The organism is Streptomonospora mangrovi (genome assembly GCF_027604915.1).
GTDB classification, from domain to species: domain Bacteria; phylum Actinomycetota; class Actinomycetes; order Streptosporangiales; family Streptosporangiaceae; genus Streptomonospora; species Streptomonospora mangrovi.
Genome location: NZ_JAJAQC010000007.1, coordinates 178,930 through 196,454, shown reverse-complemented (window position 1 = coordinate 196,454; position 17,525 = coordinate 178,930). Strand labels below are relative to the sequence as shown.

Sequence of the window (17,525 nt, the reverse complement as noted above, 5' to 3'; positions counted from 1 at the left end):
TGCCATGGCACCTCCTCCACACGTCTCTACGACACGGTGCCCGCAAGGGGTTCCGAAGACGTTGCGGAACCCCCGCGGCGGCCCCCGCGCGCGGCGGCGCCCGGGCCGGGCCGTGAGGAACGCACCCGCCCGGTCGTGACGGGCGCACTACCCGGGCTCCGCGCACGGCACGACAATGGGCCGTGCATGTCAGCCCCCCGTCCGAATGCTGTGTTCCATGGGAATGTGCGAATGGAGGAGCGGAACATGTCTACCCCGGAAACGCCCGCCCGACCCGGTGCCGAGGCGGCCGACCCGACCGACCTCGTGATCGAGCGGTTCGACAACTGGACCACCGCCGAGGACGCCGTGGTCACCCCCACCTCGATCTGCACCCGCCCCGCGGCCTCCTGAACGCGGTCGGGCGCGAAGGCGGGCGGCGCGCGGACACGCGCCGCCCGCCCGGGGCGGCGCACAGCGGTGCGCCGCCCCCTTGGCGTGCCTCGCGGCGTGCGCTCCGCGACGGCCGGGACGTGTCGGATTCGGCCGTATATGCTCCGATGCGGACCGGCAGCGCCGCCCGTCCGACCCCCTGTGCCCGGTTCGACGCCTGCGGGAGCGGATATCCATGGCATCCGACAACGGCTCGGCGGACCAGACTCCCTCCTCTGCTGCGACAACCATGGCCCCGCGCCTGGCGTGGGCCGTCACGGCGACGGTCTTCGCCGGACTGTGCGCGGTCGGGTTCATCAACGTGGTGCAGTTGCGCCTGGGCGTGGTGCCCACGGCCGTGTCCCTGGTCCTCATGGCCGGCCTGCTCGTACTCCAACTCCTCCAGGGCGCCTGGTCGGGCCGGCGCGATCGCCGCACGGCCGCGATCTGGCTGCTGATCCCCCAGGCGCTGCTCGCCTGCCTGCCGCTGCTGTACTACGGGCAGGCGTGGGTGGGCATGCCCAGCCTGCTGGCGGGCAGCCTGCTGCTCGTGCTGCCCCGCACCGCCGGCCGGGTGGCGTTCGCGCTGCTGGCGGCGGTGATGGGCGCCGTGCAGGGCGCCTTCGGCGGCGGTCCGGCCGCCGTCGCCTACACGGCGGTCTCCACCTGCGTGCTGGGGCTGGCGGTGTACCTGCTGTGCCACCTCGGCGAGATCGTCCGCGAACTCGGCCTGGCCCAAGGCGAGCTGGCGCAGATGGCCGTGATCAAGGAGCGGCTGCGCTTCGCGCGCGACCTGCACGACCTGCTCGGCTACAGCCTCTCGGCGATGACGCTCAAGGCCGAGCTGGCGCACCGGCTGGTCGACCGCCAGCCGGGCAAGGCCCGCCAGGAGGTCGCCGAGGTGCTCTACATCGGCCGCCAGGCGCTGAGCGACGTGCGCGCGGTCGCCCACGGCTACCGCGAGTTGTCCCTGGAGCACGAGTGCCGGTCGGTGCGCTCGGTGCTGGAGTCGGCCGACGTGGACCTGCGGATGCGGGTGGAGACCGTGGACCTGCCGCCCGCCGTGGCCACGGTGGTGGCCACGCTGCTGCGGGAGGGCGTCACCAACCTGCTGCGGCACAGCAAGGCCGAGCACTGCGCCATCACCGTGGAGGTGCGCGGCGGCCGCCTCCACGCCGAAATCGCCAACGACGGCGTTGACGAGGACGTCGACGGCGCCGCGGTGCGCTCCTCGGGCGGCCTGCGCAACCTGGAGGAGCGCGCGGCGGCCCTGGGCGGCAGCCTGGTCGCCGAGCGGCCCACTGCGGCGCTGTTCCGCCTGGCCCTGGAGATCCCGCTGCCCCCGGACGGAACCGCCGACCTCCACGGCGACGCCCCCGAGACCCCCGACACCCCCGACACCCCCACCGCGTCCGACACCGCTGCCGCCGCCGGCACCGCTGACACGTCCGCCACCTCCGCCACCTCGGGTGACTCCACCCCCACGGACGACGCCCCGGCGGAGAACGACCCGGACCACCCGGCCCCCGGAAGCTGAGCGCGAGCCCGTCAACGCCCGGGAGAGCGCGGCGGCCTCGGATGCTTCGGCTATTCCGGGCGGGTGGGCGGGGTCAGGCGGATGCCGGGCCACTCGCCCTTGGCGGCCAGGGCGGTGGTGACCTCCACGATTCCGTGGCGCACGGCCGACACCGCGTCGCGGGGCTCGTAGTAGTCCGAGACCGTGCACACCGCCACGTAGCGGTCCAGCACGGGGTCCACGATGCGGCGCACCACCAGGTCGGGGGCGCGCATCAGGGCGGCGACGCTGGAGACCGGCAGCACCGCCCACGCCTCGCCGCTCTCGGCGATGCGGGTCATGGTGCCCAGCGACTCCACGTCGGCGGCGATCGTGGGGGTCCACCCCCGGTCGGCGAACGCCCGGTCGAGGATGTCGCGCAGGTTGCTGCGCCGCCCCGGCACCACCAGGGGCAGGCCGCGCAGGGCCGACAGCGGCACCTCGCCGCCCGTGTCCGCTGCGCCGCCTCCGGCGTTCCCGCCGCTCCCGCCGTTCCCTCCGGCCCGGGCGGCGCGCCCGGCGGCCTCGGTCTCCTCGGCGCTCCCGCCGGCCTCCACCCCGGGCTCGGGGCAGGCTCCTGTGCGCCGGCCCACCAGGTACAGCTCCTCGGCGTAGAGCACCGCCTCGCCCGCGCGGGGGGCGGCGTCGGCGCGGAACAGGACCGCCAGGTCCAGCCGGCCCACGTGCAGCAGCTCCTGGATGTAGCCGCTCATCGACTCGAAGAGCTGGAGGTGCACCCCGGGGTAGTGCCGCTTGGTCCAGGTGAACAGCGCCGGCGCCAGGTAGACCGCCACCGTCGTGGGCAGGCCCACCGCCACCGCGCCCTGGATGGTGTGGCGGTCGCTGGCGACGTCCTGGGTGATCCGGTCGAACTGGCGCACCAGGTGCTGGGCGTCGCGGTAGAGGGCGCGGCCGGCGGGCGTGGGCACCACGCCGCGCGGGCCGCGCTCCACCAGGCGCACCCCCAGCTCGCTTTCCAACTGGGTCATGCGCTGGCTGACCGCCGGCTGCGAGACGAACAGCCGCGCCGCCGCGCGGGTGAAGCTCCCGCTGTCGATGACGGCGATGAAGTCCCGCAGGTGCGCGATGTCCACCGGTTCCCCCCTCGGCCAGGCTCCCCACGCGCCGGCCGCGGACCCCGGTGGCACCGCCCCTCCGCGGTGTCCCGTCAGCCGGCGGGCTCGGCGCGCGCCGCCCGTGCGGCGCGTTCCAGCAGGCGGCGGGCGCGCTCCACGACCGGCCGGTCGATCATCTCACCGTCGAGGGCCACCGCGCCCTCACCGGCGGCGTCCGCCCGATCGGCGGCGGCCAGCACGGCGCGCGCCCGCTCCACCTCGGCGGGCTCCGGCGCGAACGCCGCCGCCACCACCGCCACCTGGGAGGGGTGCACGCACAGCTTGCCGCCGAAGCCCCAGCCCCTCGCCCGCGCGGCGTCGCGCGCGGCGGCGTCGGGGTCGCGCACGGCGGTGGTCACCCCGTCCACCGGCGGCGGCAGCCGGAAGGCCGCCGAGTACCGGACCAGGTCGGCGCGCGCGGAGTCCAGCGCCACGTCGTCGGCCGCGCCCAGGTCCAGGGCGAGGTCCACCCCGCCGAACAGCAGCCGCGCGGTGTCCGCGCACGCGGCGACCTCGCGCAGGTCCACCAGGCCCCGCGCCGACTCCACCAGCGGCAGCACCGGCACGCCGCACGCCTGCGCGGCGGCGCGCACGTCCTCGCCCGACTCCGCCTTGGGCAGCACCACGGCCGAGGGCCGCAGCTCCCGGCACAGCGCGGCATCGGCGGCGAACTCGGCGGTGGTGCGCGCGTTGACCCGCACCACCACCGCCGGGCGCGGCCCGGCGGCGAGCACGGGCGCCACCGCGTGCGGCCACGCCTGGGCCAGCGCCCGCCGGGCGTCGGCCTTGGCGCCGGCCGGCACGCTGTCCTCCAGATCCACGACCACCGCGTCGGGGCCGGCGGCGATGGCCTTGGCGTAGCGGTCCGGGCGCACGGCCGGGACGAACAGCCAGGTCACCGCGTCGGGCAGGGCGGGGTGGGGCGCGGCGTCCGCCATCACACGACCCCCTCGGCGCGCAGTCCCGCGACCTCCTCGGCCGCCAGCCCCAGCTCGCCGAGGATGGCGTCGGTGTGCTCGCCCAGGGCGGGCACCGGGTCCATGCGCGGCGCGCCGGCGACACCGGGCGGCGCCAGCGCGGGCACCGGCCCCGCCGGGGTGTCGACCTCGTGCCAGCGCCCGCGCGCGGCGAGCTGGGGGTGGCGCCACACGTCGGCCATGCCGTTCACGCGGGCGTAGGCCACCGGGACGGCGGCGAGCAGCGCGGTGACCTCGTCGCCGGACAGCTCCGCGAAGCGCGCGGCGATCACCGCGCCCAGCGCCGCGCGGTTGGCGTTGCGGGCGGCGTTGGAGGCGTAGTCGGGGTCCTCGGCCAGCTCGGGGCGCTCCAGGAAGCGCGCGCAGAAGGCGCGCCACTCGCGCTCGTTCTGGATGGCCATCATGACCACCGTCTCGTCGCGGGCGGTGAAGGGGCCGTAGGGGTAGATGGTGGCGTGCGCGGCGCCGGCGCGCGGCGGCGGCTCGGCGCCGTCGTAGGCGTAGTAGAGCGGGAAGCCCATCCACTCCACGGTGGCCTCCAGCATCGACACGTCCAGGTGGGCTCCGGCGCCGGTGCGCCCGCGCTCCAGCAGCGCCGCCAGGATCGAGCTGTAGGCGTACATGCCGGCGGCGATGTCGGAGACCGAGATCCCCACCTTGGCCATGTCCTCGCCGGTGCCGGTGACCGACAGCAGACCCGATTCGCTCTGCACCATGAGGTCGTAGGCCTTCATGGTCTCGTAGGGGCCGGGTGAGCCGTAGCCGGAGATGTCGCAGACCACCAGGCCGGGGTGGGCGGCCCGCAGCTCCTCGGCGCCCAGGCCCGCGCGGGCGGCGGCGCCGGGCGCCAGGTTCTGCACGAACACGTCGGCGCCGGCCAGCAGCCGGCGCAGCACGGCCAGGCCGCGCGGATCCTTGAAGTCCAGCGTCAGCGACTCCTTGCTGCGGTTGACCCACACGAAGTGCGAGCTGAGCCCGTTGACGCGGGAGTCGTAGCCGCGCGCGAAGTCGCCGGCGCCGGGGCGCTCGACCTTGATGACGCGCGCGCCGAGGTCGGCGAGCTGCCGGGTGGCGTAGGGAGCGGCGATGGCCTGCTCCAAGGACACGACCGTCGTTCCGCGAAGCGGCTGCATGGCGTCCTTTCTGTGCGTGGCGGAGTCGGGTGCGTTCGCGGGGGGCACGGGGGGAGGAGCAACGGGGGCCGGGCGGCGGGCGGGCGCGCCCGGCGGGCGGGCGGCCGGGGCGACCGGCCGCCCGCCCGGGGCGGGCTACAGCACCAGGGCCAGGCCGCACACCAGGACCAGCGAGACCACCGAGGCCAGCGCCGTGACGAAGGTGAGCGCCTTGAGGGCGCCGCGCGTCGAGATCCCCAGCAGCGACTGGAACATCCAGAAGAAGTTGCTGTTGACGTGCAGCGCGAACAGCGCGCCCGAGGCGATCGCCAGGCCGATGATGACCGTGGGCACGTCCAGGCCGCCCAGGATGGGGGCGAGGATGCCGGCGGCGGTGATCGCGGCCACCGAGATCGAGCCGATGGCCAGGTGCAGCACCGCCGCGATCAGCCAGGCCAGGACCACGGCCACCAGCGCGGGCGTGCCGTGCTCGGCCGAGAAGAAGCCGCCCAGCACGTCGGCCAGCGCGGTCTCGCCGATGACGGCGCCCAGGGAGCCGCCCACACCGGTGACCAGCAGGATCTGGCCGGTGGTGTTGAGGCCCTCGTTCAGCGCCTCGTTGGTGCGCTTGGTGCCCAGCGCGCCGCGCGCCAGCAGGTAGGCGCCGACCAGGCCGACGAAGAGCGCCAGCGCGGGATCGCCGAAGAACGCGACGGCGGCGGACTCCACCCCGGCGGCCTCGGCGACCGCGCCGCCGCCGATCATGAGCAGCGGCACCAGGATCGGCAGCAGGGAGACGTACAGCGGCGGGGTGCGGGTCTCGCTGCGCCGCTCGACGGCCACGCCGCCGCCGGTGCCGTCAGCACCCTCGGTGCCGCCGGTATCCGCGGTACCCCCGGTACTCCCGGTGCCCTCGGCGCCCGGCTCGCCGGCCGCCAGTTCCTGCTCGTCCTTGGCGGAGTTCCACCAGCCCATCTTCAGCAGGCGGCTGAACAGGAACGTGGTGAGGACCGAGGTCACCAGCGCGATCGGGAAGCCGTAGAGCATCATCGTGCCCAGCGGCAGGTCCAGCAGGCCGGCGATGGAGACCGTGCCCAGGCCCGGGATCACGAACACGTAGCCGATGAGGATGCCGGCGCTCAGCGCGCCGCCCATCAGCGCCAGGCCGTGCTTTCCGATGCGCGGGGCGGCCGAGCGGGCGAGCGGGGAGGCCAGGACAAGCTGCACGTCCACGTAGATGGACGGGAAGATCGTGCTCAGCACGGCGGCCAGCGTGTAGGGCAGCCGCCGGGCGCCCAGGAGCCGCAGCAGCAGCTCCACCAGTTTCTGGAGCGCGCCCATGGCGAACAGCAGTGATCCCAGTAGGACGCCGAACCCGATTAACAGGCCGACCTCGGCCATGATGTCGCCGAACCCGGTGGCGATGGTGGTGATGGTCTTCTCAAAGCCGAGCCCGGCCGCAAGGCCCAGGTAGATCGAGCCGATCACCAGGGCGATGACCGGCTCGACACCCGCCCAGATGATCAGCAGCACCACGCCGACGATCGCGATCGTCGCGTGGAGCACGACCAAGGTGTCAGTCATCTTGCTCTTCCATAGTCAGACCCGTGCGGGGGTGGGCGCCGCGGCCCGCGCGCGGCGCGGCGGTCCTCGGCGCGCGGTGGCGCGCGCGCCCGCTCCTCGCACGGCTCGCACACTTCGGCACGCACCGCGCGCGGGGCCGACAGCGGTGGCGGCGCGGCGCGGTGCAGTCGGGGGCCAGGGCGGTGAAGGCCATCCCGCGCGCCGCCGAAGGCGGCGGGGCGCGTGTGGCTGAATGGGGTCACCACCACCTGTGGTCCGCGACACAGACCCGCCCATGCAACACGAACGCCACTCGGTTTGGGTAGAGGGGCGTTTCCATGATCCATATAAGTTGCGCTTATGGCTGCTTCGCGGCATATACCCAGGCCAGCGCGCCGCGCGCCGATCGCGGCCCGCACCGGCCGGCCCGCGCCGCGCCGGGCGCCGCATCCGGCCGGCGCCCGGGTGTGGGGCCGGCGCCGGCCCGGGGTAGTCGCCGGCCATGGCCGAACACGCGGGCGCCAACGGGTCGGTGCGCTTCATCGGCACCGCCACCACCCTGATCACCTGGCGCGACCTCACCGTCCTCACCGACCCCAACTTCCTGCACCGGGGCCAGTACGCCTACCTCGGCAAGGGCCTGGTGTCGCGGCGGCTGACCGAGCCCGCCCTGGGCGTGGCCGACCTGCCGCACCTGGACGCGGTGGTGCTGTCCCACCTGCACGGCGACCACTTCGACCGGGTCGCCCGCCGGCGCCTGCACCGCGAGGTCCCCGTGCTCACCACCCCCAAGGCCGCCGCCCGCCTGCACCAGTGGGGGTTCTCCCGCTCCGTGGGGTTGCGCACCTGGCGCCACCACACCCTGGCCGCCGCCGACACCTCCCTGCGCGTCACCGCCGTGCCCGGCCGGCACGCGCCGCGCGGCCTGCCGTGGCTGCTGCCGCCGGTGATGGGCAGCGTCCTGGACTTCTCCGCACCCGGCGCCGCCCTGCGCGTCTACGTGACCGGCGACACCCTGCTGTTCCCGGGCCTGGCCGAGATCCGCGACCGCTACCCCGGCATCGACCTGATGATCGTGCACCTGGGCGGAACCACGCTGCCCGGCGGACTGGTGGTGACCATGGACGGCCGGGCGGGGGCGCGGCTGGCCGACCTGCTGCGGCCCGGCCGCACCCTGCCGGTGCACTACGACGACTACACCGTCTTCAGGTCGGGCCTGGCGGACTTCCTCGCCGCCATGCGCGAGCGCGGCCTGGGCGCCGACGTCGCCGTGGTGGCGCCGGGGGAGTCCCTGGCCCTGTGACCGGTGCGGCGGGGTGGCCGCGCGGGCATGGGCGCCGCGCCTTCATCCGCCCTTGACCCGCACCCCGGGTTGTGTTGACACCCCCGCGGGCAGCGCTGCCCCGTGGGCGCACGCCCGTGCGCCGTACACGACAGGGAACGGGTGGACGATGATCAAGAAGCTGGCCCACATGGGTCTGACCGCCGACATGGCCTACGCCGCGGGAGCCGCCTCGATCGGGCTGAGCTTCCTGTCATGGTGTGTGTCGCTGAAGCGGGAGGATGCCGGCATCGACCGCGCCGACCGCTGGGGCCTCTTCGTGGGGGAGTGGGCGCCGACGTTCTTCGCGCTGGGGATCGCCCTGCGCCTGGAGGAGGGCCGCCGCTAGCGCGGCCCCGCGCGCCGCCGGCGGCCCGGCACCGGGTGCAGACCCCGGGCCGGGCCGCCGGCGTGCGCGGGGACCTCCGCGCAAGCGGCGTCCTCAGCGGCCGCCGCGCCCGCCGCGCCCGCCGCGTCCTCAGTGGCCCCGGCGCCACCGGCGCAGCGCGGCGGCCAGGCTCCAGCCGTACACGACGTGGGCGGCCGCCAGGGTCGCCACGCGGTCGGGCCGGTCGCGGTGCAGCGGCGGCTGGGCGCCGATGCGCGGCGCCCAGCCCTGGTAGCCGGCGGCCATGACCGCCAGCGCGTAGCCCGCCCCCAGCAGGCGGGAGGGCCGGCGGCGGCCGGTCACCGCGCCGAACAGCGCGCCCGCCGCCGCGCCGAACCCGGCGTGGGCCACCGCCGTGGCCGCGTCCTCGCCGCGCCGGGGGACGGCCGCGCCGCCCCCGGGCAGCAGCGCCCGCACCATGTTGCGGGGCGGCTGCCCGTGGCCCGACAGCCGGCGCCCGGCCTCCAGGACCGCCGTCATCGCCCCCGTGGCGAGCACGCCCGCCGCCGCCCCCTGCGCGGCCCCCTTGATCACCATGGCCGCCTCCTTCCCGTCCGCGTCCTCGATGCCCGGGGGACTACCGGTGCGGCGGCCCGCCAAACATGGCGTCCGGCGGGCCGGACGGCTAGGGCGTGGGGATCATCCACGGCAGCAGGTGGGCCTGGACGAGGGTGAGCAGGCCGACCACGGCCGTCAGCAGCACCGACCAGCCGAACGTCTGGCGCAGCAGCACCGACTCCCGGCCGCTCTGCCCGATCGCCGTGGCGCCCACCGACAGGTTCTGCGGCGAGATCATCTTGCCCATCACGCCGCCGGTGGTGTTGGCCGAGCCGGCCAGCACCGGGTTGACGTCCAACTGCTGGGCCGAGACAACCTGCATCGGGCCGAACAGGCTGTTGGAGGAGGCGTCGGAGCCGGTGAGGAACACGCCCAGCCAGCCGACGAACGCCGCGAAGAACGGGAACAGGAAGCCGGTGGTGGCCAGGGCCAGCCCCAGCGTGGAGGTGGCGCCCGAGTAGTTCATGACGTGGGCGATCGCCAGGATCATGGTGATGGTCGCCAGCGCCCACCGCATCTGCACCGCCGTCTCCCAGTAGACCCGCACCAGGGTGCGCACCGAGGCGCGCATCACCAGCCCGGCGATCACCGAGGCGATCAGCGCCACCGTGCCGGCCGAGTACAGCAGGTCCAGGCTCAGTTCGGCGGGGTAGGGGGTGTCCTCGGCGGTGATCGGCGGGACGCGCACGACCTCCTCGTGCAGGCCGGGCCAGGGGATGACCACGGTGGCGGCCTGGAGCCAGGCGGTGACGTCGGCCCACGGCGGCAGCGTGAAGATGCTGCCGATGCGCGAGATGAAGATGACGGCGATCAGGATGAGGTAGGGGGTCCAGGCGCGCACGCCCCGGTGCTCGGGCTCGGTGTCGGCCCCGGCCGCGCGCGCCCGCTCGACCGCCGCCGCGTCGTCGTCGGCGGGCTCGCCCTCGAACCGCCACACCGTGGGCGGCTGCCAGAACCGCGTCAGCCCCCACAGCGCGCCCATGGCCGCCAGCGCGGAGACCACGTCCACCAGGCTGGGGCCGAGGTAGTTGGCCACCAGGAACTGGGTGACGGCGAACGTGCCACCGGTGGTCAGCAGCGCCGGCCACACCTCCAGGGTGCGCCGCCAGCCCGCCAGCACCGCCACCATCAGCGCCGGGACCACCAGCGACAGCAGCGGCAGTTGGCGGCCGGCCATGGCCGAGAACAGCTCGGTGGCGGTCTCGGGGTCGGTGTCCATCAGCGGGCCGGCCACCGTGCCCAGGACGATGAGCGGGTTGCCCAGGCCGCCGAAGGCCACCGGAGCGGTGTTGGCCAGCAGCGCCAGCACCACGGCCTTGATGGGCTGGAAGCCCAGCGCGGCCATCATCGCCGCCGTGATGGCGATCGGCGAGCCGCCGCCGGCCACGCCCTCCAGCAGCGCGCCGAACCCGAAGGCGATGAGCAGCGCCTGGAGCCGGCGGTCGGGGTTGAAGCCGGAGAGCGCGCGGCGGATGCTCTCGAAGCGGCCGGTGGCCACCGTGACGTTGTGGAAGTAGACGGCGTTGAACGCGATCCAGGCGATCGGCCAGACGCCGAACACCAGGCCCAGCACCGTGCTGGAGGCCAGCAGGTCCACGGGCATCCGGTAGGCGGCGAAGGCGACGACGACCGCGGTGCCCAGGCCCAGGGCGGCCGACAGGTGGGCCGAGCGGCGGAAGGCGCCCAGGGCGAGCAGCAGGACGACGATGGGGAGTGCGGCGACGATCGCGGAGAGCCACAGGGGCCCGACCGGGTGGTAGTTCTGGACCCAACCCATGGTGAAACCTCGGAGGGGAGTCGGCGCGCGGTGGCGCGGTGGGGGTGAGGGGGTGGGCGCGCCGTGCGGCGGCGACGCGGCGCCGGGACGCGCGGGGCGCGGGCCGGGGCGCCGCGCCGGTGAGCACGGGCGCAGGGCGCGGAGGCGCCGGGGAGGAGGCGCGGCAGCGGGTGGCGCCGGGCGGCACCGGGGTGCGCGGGCACCGCCGGGCGGACCGTCGGGCGCCCGGGGAGGCGGCGGCGGGTCAGCCGGCGGCGGGCACGTGGCCCAGGCGGCGCGAGAGGGCGGCGGCGGTCTCGGCCACCAGCGGACCCAGCTCGTCCACCCGCATCAGCACCCGGCCCGCGGGTCCGGCGATGCTCACGGCGGCGACCGCGGCGCCGGAGCGGTCACGCACGGCGGCCGCCACGCAGCCGACGTCGGGCTCGTTCTCGATGTTGTCCACGGCCCAGCCGCGGGCGCGCACCCGGTCCAGTTCGGCCAGCAGTTCGCCGGCGTCGACGATGGTGTTGGGCGTGCGCCGGGACAGCGGCAGCGCGCGGACGCGCTCGGCCGCCTCGTGGAGGGGCAGCGCGGCCAGCCACGCCTTGCCCAGGCTGGTGGCGTGCAGGGGGCGGCGCCCGCCCAGGCCGGCGCTGGGCGCGACCGAGCTGGGCCCCTGCTCCCGCGCGACGTAGAGCATGGAGTCGTCATCGGGGATCGCCAGGTACACGGTCTCGCGCGTGCGCTGGGCGAGGTCGACCATGACCGGCGGCGCCAGGCGGAACAGGTCGGCCGAGGACAGCGCCTTCACGCCGAGGTCGACCAGGCGCACGCCCAGCCGGATGCGCCCCGTGGCGGGGTCGGCCTCCAGGTAGCCCAGCTCCTTGAGCGTGTTGACCGTGCGGTAGGTGGCGCTGCGGCTGAGCCCCAGTGCCCGCGCGACGGCGTTGGTGCTGATGTCGCCGTGCGCGCCGACGTGCTCCATGATCGCCAGGCCCCGTTCGAGGGTGCCCCGCCCCGCCATGCCCCGCGCGGTCTCCGTCACGCCCATCTCCTCCATCGGGAGACGAGTGTACTGACTGCTGACCCGACATTGTGTCCCGCCTATCGGTACATGGTCTCTTTCAACGGGAAGAGGGTAAGCCGAGTCACATTGCAGTGGCAAGGAGGGCGGGGCGGGCAAATCGCACCAGGTCGGCGGCGGGGGCGGCGATGCGGCGGATCGCGGGCACGCCGGCGGCCCGGCGGGCGCGCGGGCCGGCCGGGCCGGGTGGGAGGGGTGGGCGAGGCGGCTAGCGGGCCAGCCACCCCCCGTCGACGGCGAGCACGTGGCCGGCCATGTAGTCCGACCCGGGGCCGGCCAGGAACACCACGGCGGCGGCCAGGTCCTCGGGGCGGCCCCAGCGCCCCGCCGGGATGCGCGCCTCGATGGCGGCCGAGCGCTCGGCGTCGGCGCGCAGCGGCGCGGTGTTGGCGGTGGCGAAGTAGCCCGGCGCCAGCGCGTTGACCTGCACGCCGTGCGGCGCCCACTCGTTGGCCAGCGCCTTGGTGACGCCCACGACGGCGTGCTTGCTGGCCGCGTAGCCCACCACGTTGATACCGCCCTGGAAGGACAGCAGCGAGGCGATGTTGACGACCTTGCCCGCGCCGCGCTCCAGCATGGGGCGGCCGACCTCGCGGGTCAGCGCGAACAGCGACTCCAGGTTGACGTCGAGCACGGCGCGGAAGTCCTCGTCGGCGTGCTCGCGGGCGGGCGCCCGCCGGATGATGCCGGCGTTGTTGACCAGGACGTCCACCCGGTGGCGGGTGAGCAGGTCGCGCGCCGCCTCGGCCACGCCGGCGGGGTCGGCCAGGTCGACGGTCTCCTCCCAGGCGCGCCGCCCGGCCGCCTCGACGTCGGCGCGGGCCGCCGACATGTCGCCGCCGTGGCCCAGCAGCACCACGTCGGCGCCGGCCTGGGCGAGCCCGGCCGCCGCCGCCCGGCCCAGGCCGGTGCGGGCGCCGGTGACCAGGGCGGTCCGCCCCTCCAGGGAGAACATCGCGGCCAGCCCGGGGGCCGGCGCCGGTGCCGCCGCGCTCATCGCAGCTCGTCCATCGCGACGTGGTCCATGTCGGCGAAGTCGTAGTTCTCGCCGGCCATCGCCCACACGAAGCTGTAGTTGGCCGTGCCCGCGCCGCTGTGCATGGACCAGCTCGGCGAGATGACGGCCTCGCGGTCGGCGACCACCAGGTGGCGGCTCTCCTCGGGGCGGCCCATGAGGTGCAGCACGCGGTCCTCGGCGCCGAGGTCGAAGTACAGGTAGCACTCGGTGCGCCGCACGTGGGTGTGGGCGGGCATGGTGTTCCAGACGCTGCCGGGCGCCAGCGCGGTGTAGCCCATCATCAGTTGGCAGCTTCGCACCGTGGTGCCGTCGACGTACTTGCGCAGGGTGCGGACGTTGGCCTTGTCGGGGCTGCCCAGCGCGACGCCCTCGACGTCGGCCTCGCGCACGACGGCGGCGGGGTGGGCCTGGTGGGCGGGGGTGGAGAAGAGGTAGAGGCGGGCGGGGTCGGCGGGGTCGGCCGAGGAGAGCGCGATCTCGCGGGTGCCCATGCCCAGGTAGACGAGGTCGCGCGGCCCCAGCTCATAGACCTCGCCGTCGGCGGTGACCGCGCCGCGCCCGCCGGTGCAGAAGACCGCCAGCTCGCGCCGCTCGGCGAAGTAGGCCGTGCGCAGCGGGTCGTAGGACCCCAGGCGCAGCGGCTCCGCCAGCGGCACCGCCCCGCCCAGCACCACCCGGTCCTGGTGGCTGTAGGTCAGCCGCAGCTCGCCGGGGGTGAACATGCCCTGCACCAGGTAGCGGCGGCGCAGTTCGTCGGTGCCGTAGTGGCGGGCGTCGTCGGGATTGGTGGCGAAGCGGACATCCATGCCTTCTCCTTCGGTCCCCGTATGTACCGATCATCGGTACACCGTCCCAATTTTCGGGACAAAGCTATCACCTGCCTCGCGAACCGTCGGCGGTTCGCCGCCGGAAACAGGGAGGCAGACGGCGGCCGGGCCGTTGGGGAGGGGCGCGGAACAGCGGGGGAGGGCGGGGAGCGGGCGGCCGGGCGCGAGCGCGACCGGGTGAGGGGCGCGACCGGGGCGGCCGATGGCGACGTTGAGGGGGAGGACGCCGGCCGGACCTCGGCCCGGTCAGCGGGGCACGGCGCTGCCGCGCAGCATGCGGTGGTCGCTCCAGACCACGTCGCCCACCGACGCCCGCCCGGGGGACCACCCGGCGGTGTCGAAGTAGAGGTAGTCGATCGCCAGCGTGGCGGCCTCGAACGGGTAGGTCGGGCCGTAGGTGGGCGCGGCGCCCGCGTCGGCGGCGACGGCCCGCGCGGCGAGCCCGGCGGCGTAGCCGTCGGCGGCCGTGGTGTTGAGGTCGGCGCCGACGACCACGCGGTAGCCCCGCTCCACCGCCGCGTCGATCCGCTCGCCCAGTTGCCGGGCGTACCAGGTGCGCAGCGATCCGTCGGGGTCCACGCCGCTGTGCACGAAGTGCGCGGAGCAGGCGAGCGTGCGCGAGGTGTCGTCCACCAGGCAGGCGGCGCCCTGGGTGGCCGGCGCCCCCGCGTCGGGCGGCTCGAACTCCATGCCGACCACGCGGACGCGGCCGGCGCCGCTCTCCTTGACGGCCACGGCCGTGCCGGCGAGTTCGGGCTGCACCGAGCCCGGCCCGTTGGGGAGCCCGCACCGGATGAACTCGCCGGTCCGCACGTCGCGCGCCGGCCGGAAGTACACCGCCCACTCGTCGCCCAGGCGCTTGCGCAGCGGCGCGATGTGGGAGACCGCGCAGACCTCCTGGAGCATGATGTAGGCCAGATCGGGGTCGGCCAGCGCCTGCCCGGCGGCCGCCGCCGCCTTGAGTTCGGGGTCGGTGCGGCCGGGGCAGTGCTCGGCGGTGCCGCACAGGTTCCACGTCAGCGCCGACTGCGCCTGGGGGCGCGGCGGGGCGGCCTCGGTGCCCGCCGACTCCGTGCCCGCCGGGGCGACCGACAGGCCGAGCAGCAGCGCGGCGCCGATGAGCACGGCGGCGGCGTACCGGGCCAACCGCATCGGCTGGTCCTCCTTGAGGGGGTCGGCGAGGGTCTGCGGGGGTCTCGGGAGCAGGTCGCGGGGGAGCGGGTCGGCAGGCGCGGGCGGCCGGGGCCGGGCGGGAGCCGGGCAGGGGCGGGCGCCGCGTCGCGGCGGTGTGCGCGGCGGCGGTCGGCACGGCGGGGGCGGGGGAGGGGCGGGGGAGACCCCCGGAACCGGGGACGCGCCCGCCGCCGAAGTCGACCGGAGCAGCGGCGAGGGGCGCGCGCCGTCCACGATAACCGCATCACCGCAGGTAGAAGCCCATCACCCCCCGCCGATCACACAACACACCCCCGTGACGCGGCCCACCCCGCCGACGCGACCGCCGCCCGCCACGGCGACGCCCACAGCCCGGACGGGGGCGCGGCGCCCCGCCGAAGGCGGGGCACGCCGCCGGCATCGCAGCCGAAAGCCGACGGACCCCCTCGGGCGCGCTCAGGCGGTCGGTGAGCGGGTCGGCGTTCTCCGGTTCCCCGCGCCGCGACCCGAATGGGCGGGGTGCGGCCGCCCTCCGGGCGGCGTGCGGGGCGTCAGGCGGTGGGGGCGGCGATCGCCGTCAGGGCTGCGGCGACCCGGGCCTGCTCCGCCGGGTTCGCGAGGACGATGCGGTGCAGGTGGGCGTCTGCCGCGTGGACGACCAGGGCGGCGGTGCGCTCGGCCTCGGCGTGGTCGCGTCCGCAGCGCGCGAACTCGGCCGCCAGCGCATCGGCCACCCGGCCACAGGTCGACTCCAGGCGCTCCACCGCCTCCGGGGAGCGCGGGGTGAAGCGGTACATCACCCGGTGCAGTCCGGGCCGCTCGCGGTGGATCGCCGCCACGGACTCCACCAGCGTCCGCACCGCCCGCCCCGGGTCGGGCTCCGCACCGCGCAGACCCGCGAGTGCCGCCGTCGCCGCGCGCTCGACCTCGTCGAGGTGCCGCTCGGCCAGGGCGAGCAGCATCGCCCGCTTGTCCGGGAAGTACTGGTAGAGCGTGCCGATGGAGTAGCCCGCCCGCTCGGCGATGCGGTTGGTCGTCGCGCCGAGCCCCTCCCGGTCGAAAACCTGAGCAGCCGCCTCCAGCAGCACCTCGACCGTGTGCCGGGACCGCTGCTGACGTGGCCGTCTGCGCGGTGCCGAGGGGCCGCCACCACCTGCGGAAACGCGAGTTGTGGCGCCGTTCGGCGGCTTCGAGACTGCTGGCATGCACGAACGCTACCTGAACGCCCTGCCCGCCGCCCTGCGGCCCGACCCCCTGCCCCGCCGCGCGTCCACGTGGTGGCGCTGGGGCGGCACCGACGTCCACGTCGAACGGGTCGGCGACCCGGAGGCGGCGGCCCGGGTCCTGTTCCTGCACGGGCTGGGCGGCCACGCGGCGGCGATGTGGCCCTATGCCGCCCTCCTGGCCGCGCGCGGCCCGCACGTGGTGGTCCCCGACCTGCCGGGCTTCGGCCGGACCCGCCTCCCCCGCCCCGGCGCCCTGCGCTACGCCGACTGGGTCGCGGCGGCCTGCGACCTGATGCGGGCCGAACGGGCGGCGCACCCGGGACCGCTGGTGGCCGTGGGCGCCAGCATGGGCGGGATGCTGGCCTACGACGCGGCCACCCGCACCGGCGCGGTGGACCGCGTGGTCGCCACCTGCCTGCCCGATCCGCGCGACGCGGCGGTGCGGCGGCACCTTTCGCGCTCGCCGCTGCTGAGCGCGGCGGCCCGGCCGGCGCTGCGGGTGGCCGCCGGTCCGCTGGCGGGGGTGCGCGTGCCGCTGCGGTGGCTGACCAACATGCGCGCCATCAGCAACCGGCCCGCCCTGACCGGGCTGATCGCGGGCGACCGGCGCGGCGGCGGCAACCGGGTGCCGCTGGGCTTCCTGCGCGACCTGCTGGACTCGGCGCCGGCCGTGGAGCCGGAGGAGGCCACCGCGCCGGGGCTCGTCCTGGCGCACCCGGGGGATGACCGGTGGACGCCACTGGCGATCAGCCTCCCGTTCTTCGAGCGCATCGCCGCACCCAAGGAGTTGGTGGTGCTGGAGGGGGCCGGGCACTTCCCCGTGGAGTCTCCGGGAGTGGAGCGGCTGGTCGACGTGGTCGCCGCCGCCGTTGCGCGCTGAGGCGGGGGCGGGCGGCGGGCCGGCTCCGGCGGACGCGGAGACATCGGCGGGGGCGGGACCGATGAGGAACGGCGGGCGGGGCGGTCTACCCCTGTGACGGCCCACGCTGAGAGGGAGACACCCATGAACGACACCGAGCACACCCCCGCCCGCGGCGGCGGCCGCACGCCCGGCCGCGCCGCGAACATCGCGCTGTGGGTCGTGCAGGTCCTGATGGCGGTGTTCTTCGCGTTCGCCAGCGCCCTGCCCAAGCTCATCGCGCACGAGTCGGCGGTGGACTTCTTCGCGCAGATGGGCGCCGGCACCTGGTTCATGTACCTGATCGGGGTCCTGGAACTCGCGGGGGCCGTGGCGCTGGTGGTCCCGGCGCTGTCGGGGCTGTCGGGGATCGCCCTGGTCGGCCTGATGATCGGCGCGTTCATCACCCAGTTCGTCTACTTCGACGGCCAGAACGCCGCCACGCCGGTGATCCTGGGCGTCCTGGCCGCCGTCGTCGCCTGGGGCCGCCGAGACCGCACCGCCGCCCTGGTCCGGGGGCTGACCGGCCGCCGCCGCTGACCCGCCGCCGGCCATCCGCCC

The 17,525-nt window shown here is 75.8% G+C and carries 17 protein-coding genes; 6 read left to right on the top strand and 11 right to left on the bottom strand.

Annotated features, from left to right (window positions below; translation table 11 throughout):
* Window positions 1–246 precede the first annotated feature (246 nt).
* Both LG943_RS06225 and LG943_RS06220 read left to right on the top strand, forming a co-directional pair.
* Window positions 247–393, top strand: a complete 147-nt coding sequence (locus LG943_RS06225; protein WP_270071218.1) for a hypothetical protein — start codon at window positions 247–249, stop codon at window positions 391–393.
* 214 nt (window positions 394–607) lie between these two features.
* Window positions 608–1,948, top strand: coding sequence for a sensor histidine kinase (locus LG943_RS06220; protein WP_270071217.1), 1,341 nt, complete (start codon window positions 608–610; stop codon window positions 1,946–1,948).
* 50 nt (window positions 1,949–1,998) lie between these two features.
* Here the strand turns inward: LG943_RS06220 and LG943_RS06215 are convergent, their stop codons facing one another.
* The 4 genes from LG943_RS06215 to LG943_RS06200 form a co-directional block, all read right to left on the bottom strand.
* Complete coding sequence (locus LG943_RS06215) at window positions 1,999–3,060, bottom strand: LysR substrate-binding domain-containing protein (RefSeq protein WP_270071216.1); 1,062 nt, start codon at window positions 3,058–3,060, stop codon at window positions 1,999–2,001.
* A gap of 74 nt (window positions 3,061–3,134) precedes the next feature.
* Entirely contained in the window at window positions 3,135–4,019 is an 885-nt protein-coding gene (locus LG943_RS06210) for an HpcH/HpaI aldolase/citrate lyase family protein (protein WP_270071215.1), read from the bottom strand.
* Window positions 4,019–5,191 carry a CaiB/BaiF CoA transferase family protein gene (locus LG943_RS06205; RefSeq protein ID WP_270071214.1) on the bottom strand — a complete coding sequence of 391 codons (1,173 nt, stop codon included), beginning with the start codon at window positions 5,189–5,191 and terminating at the stop codon, window positions 4,019–4,021. Before LG943_RS06205 ends, LG943_RS06210 begins: the two co-directional genes overlap by 1 nt.
* 135 nt (window positions 5,192–5,326) lie before the next feature.
* The gene (locus LG943_RS06200; protein WP_270071213.1) at window positions 5,327–6,754 is read right to left on the bottom strand and encodes a GntP family permease; all 1,428 of its coding nucleotides are present in this window, start codon (window positions 6,752–6,754) and stop codon (window positions 5,327–5,329) included.
* 481 nt (window positions 6,755–7,235) lie between these two features.
* On the opposite strand from LG943_RS06200, the gene LG943_RS06195 reads away from it, so the two are divergent.
* Both LG943_RS06195 and LG943_RS06190 read left to right on the top strand, forming a co-directional pair.
* Window positions 7,236–8,036 carry an MBL fold metallo-hydrolase gene (locus tag LG943_RS06195; RefSeq protein ID WP_270071212.1) on the top strand — a complete coding sequence of 267 codons (801 nt, stop codon included), beginning with the start codon at window positions 7,236–7,238 and terminating at the stop codon, window positions 8,034–8,036.
* A 148-nt stretch (window positions 8,037–8,184) separates the two neighbouring features.
* Complete coding sequence (locus tag LG943_RS06190; RefSeq protein WP_270071211.1) at window positions 8,185–8,403, top strand: hypothetical protein; 219 nt, start codon at window positions 8,185–8,187, stop codon at window positions 8,401–8,403.
* Between the two features lie 129 nt (window positions 8,404–8,532).
* Here LG943_RS06190 and LG943_RS06185 read toward each other — a convergent pair whose 3' ends face one another.
* The 7 genes from LG943_RS06185 to LG943_RS06155 all read right to left on the bottom strand — a co-directional run bounded on the left by LG943_RS06185 (window position 8,533) and on the right by LG943_RS06155 (window position 16,045).
* A complete protein-coding gene (locus LG943_RS06185) occupies window positions 8,533–8,979 on the bottom strand; it encodes a hypothetical protein (protein WP_270071210.1) in 447 nt (148 codons plus the stop codon).
* 88 nt (window positions 8,980–9,067) lie between these two features.
* Complete coding sequence (locus LG943_RS06180; protein ID WP_270071209.1) at window positions 9,068–10,777, bottom strand: L-lactate permease; 1,710 nt, start codon at window positions 10,775–10,777, stop codon at window positions 9,068–9,070.
* Between the two features lie 244 nt (window positions 10,778–11,021).
* Entirely contained in the window at window positions 11,022–11,804 is a 783-nt protein-coding gene (locus tag LG943_RS06175; protein WP_270071208.1) for an IclR family transcriptional regulator, read from the bottom strand.
* 247 nt (window positions 11,805–12,051) lie between these two features.
* Entirely contained in the window at window positions 12,052–12,840 is a 789-nt protein-coding gene (locus tag LG943_RS06170) for an SDR family oxidoreductase (RefSeq protein WP_270071207.1), read from the bottom strand.
* The gene (gene kduI, locus LG943_RS06165; RefSeq protein WP_270071206.1) at window positions 12,837–13,667 is read right to left on the bottom strand and encodes a 5-dehydro-4-deoxy-D-glucuronate isomerase; all 831 of its coding nucleotides are present in this window, start codon (window positions 13,665–13,667) and stop codon (window positions 12,837–12,839) included. Before kduI ends, LG943_RS06170 begins: the two co-directional genes overlap by 4 nt.
* A gap of 267 nt (window positions 13,668–13,934) precedes the next feature.
* On the bottom strand, window positions 13,935–14,840 hold the full coding sequence (locus tag LG943_RS06160; RefSeq protein WP_270071205.1) for an endonuclease/exonuclease/phosphatase family protein: 906 nt from the start codon (window positions 14,838–14,840) through the stop codon (window positions 13,935–13,937).
* Window positions 14,841–15,391: 551 nt separating this feature from the next.
* Window positions 15,392–16,045 carry a TetR/AcrR family transcriptional regulator gene (locus LG943_RS06155; protein WP_270071204.1) on the bottom strand — a complete coding sequence of 218 codons (654 nt, stop codon included), beginning with the start codon at window positions 16,043–16,045 and terminating at the stop codon, window positions 15,392–15,394.
* Here LG943_RS06155 and LG943_RS06150 point away from each other — a divergent pair.
* Both LG943_RS06150 and LG943_RS06145 read left to right on the top strand, forming a co-directional pair.
* The gene (locus LG943_RS06150) at window positions 16,044–16,946 is read left to right on the top strand and encodes an alpha/beta hydrolase (RefSeq protein WP_270071203.1); all 903 of its coding nucleotides are present in this window, start codon (window positions 16,044–16,046) and stop codon (window positions 16,944–16,946) included. The genes LG943_RS06155 and LG943_RS06150 overlap by 2 nt on opposite strands.
* A 123-nt stretch (window positions 16,947–17,069) precedes the next feature.
* Window positions 17,070–17,504 carry a DoxX family protein gene (locus tag LG943_RS06145; RefSeq protein ID WP_270071202.1) on the top strand — a complete coding sequence of 145 codons (435 nt, stop codon included), beginning with the start codon at window positions 17,070–17,072 and terminating at the stop codon, window positions 17,502–17,504.
* Window positions 17,505–17,525 lie beyond the last annotated feature (21 nt).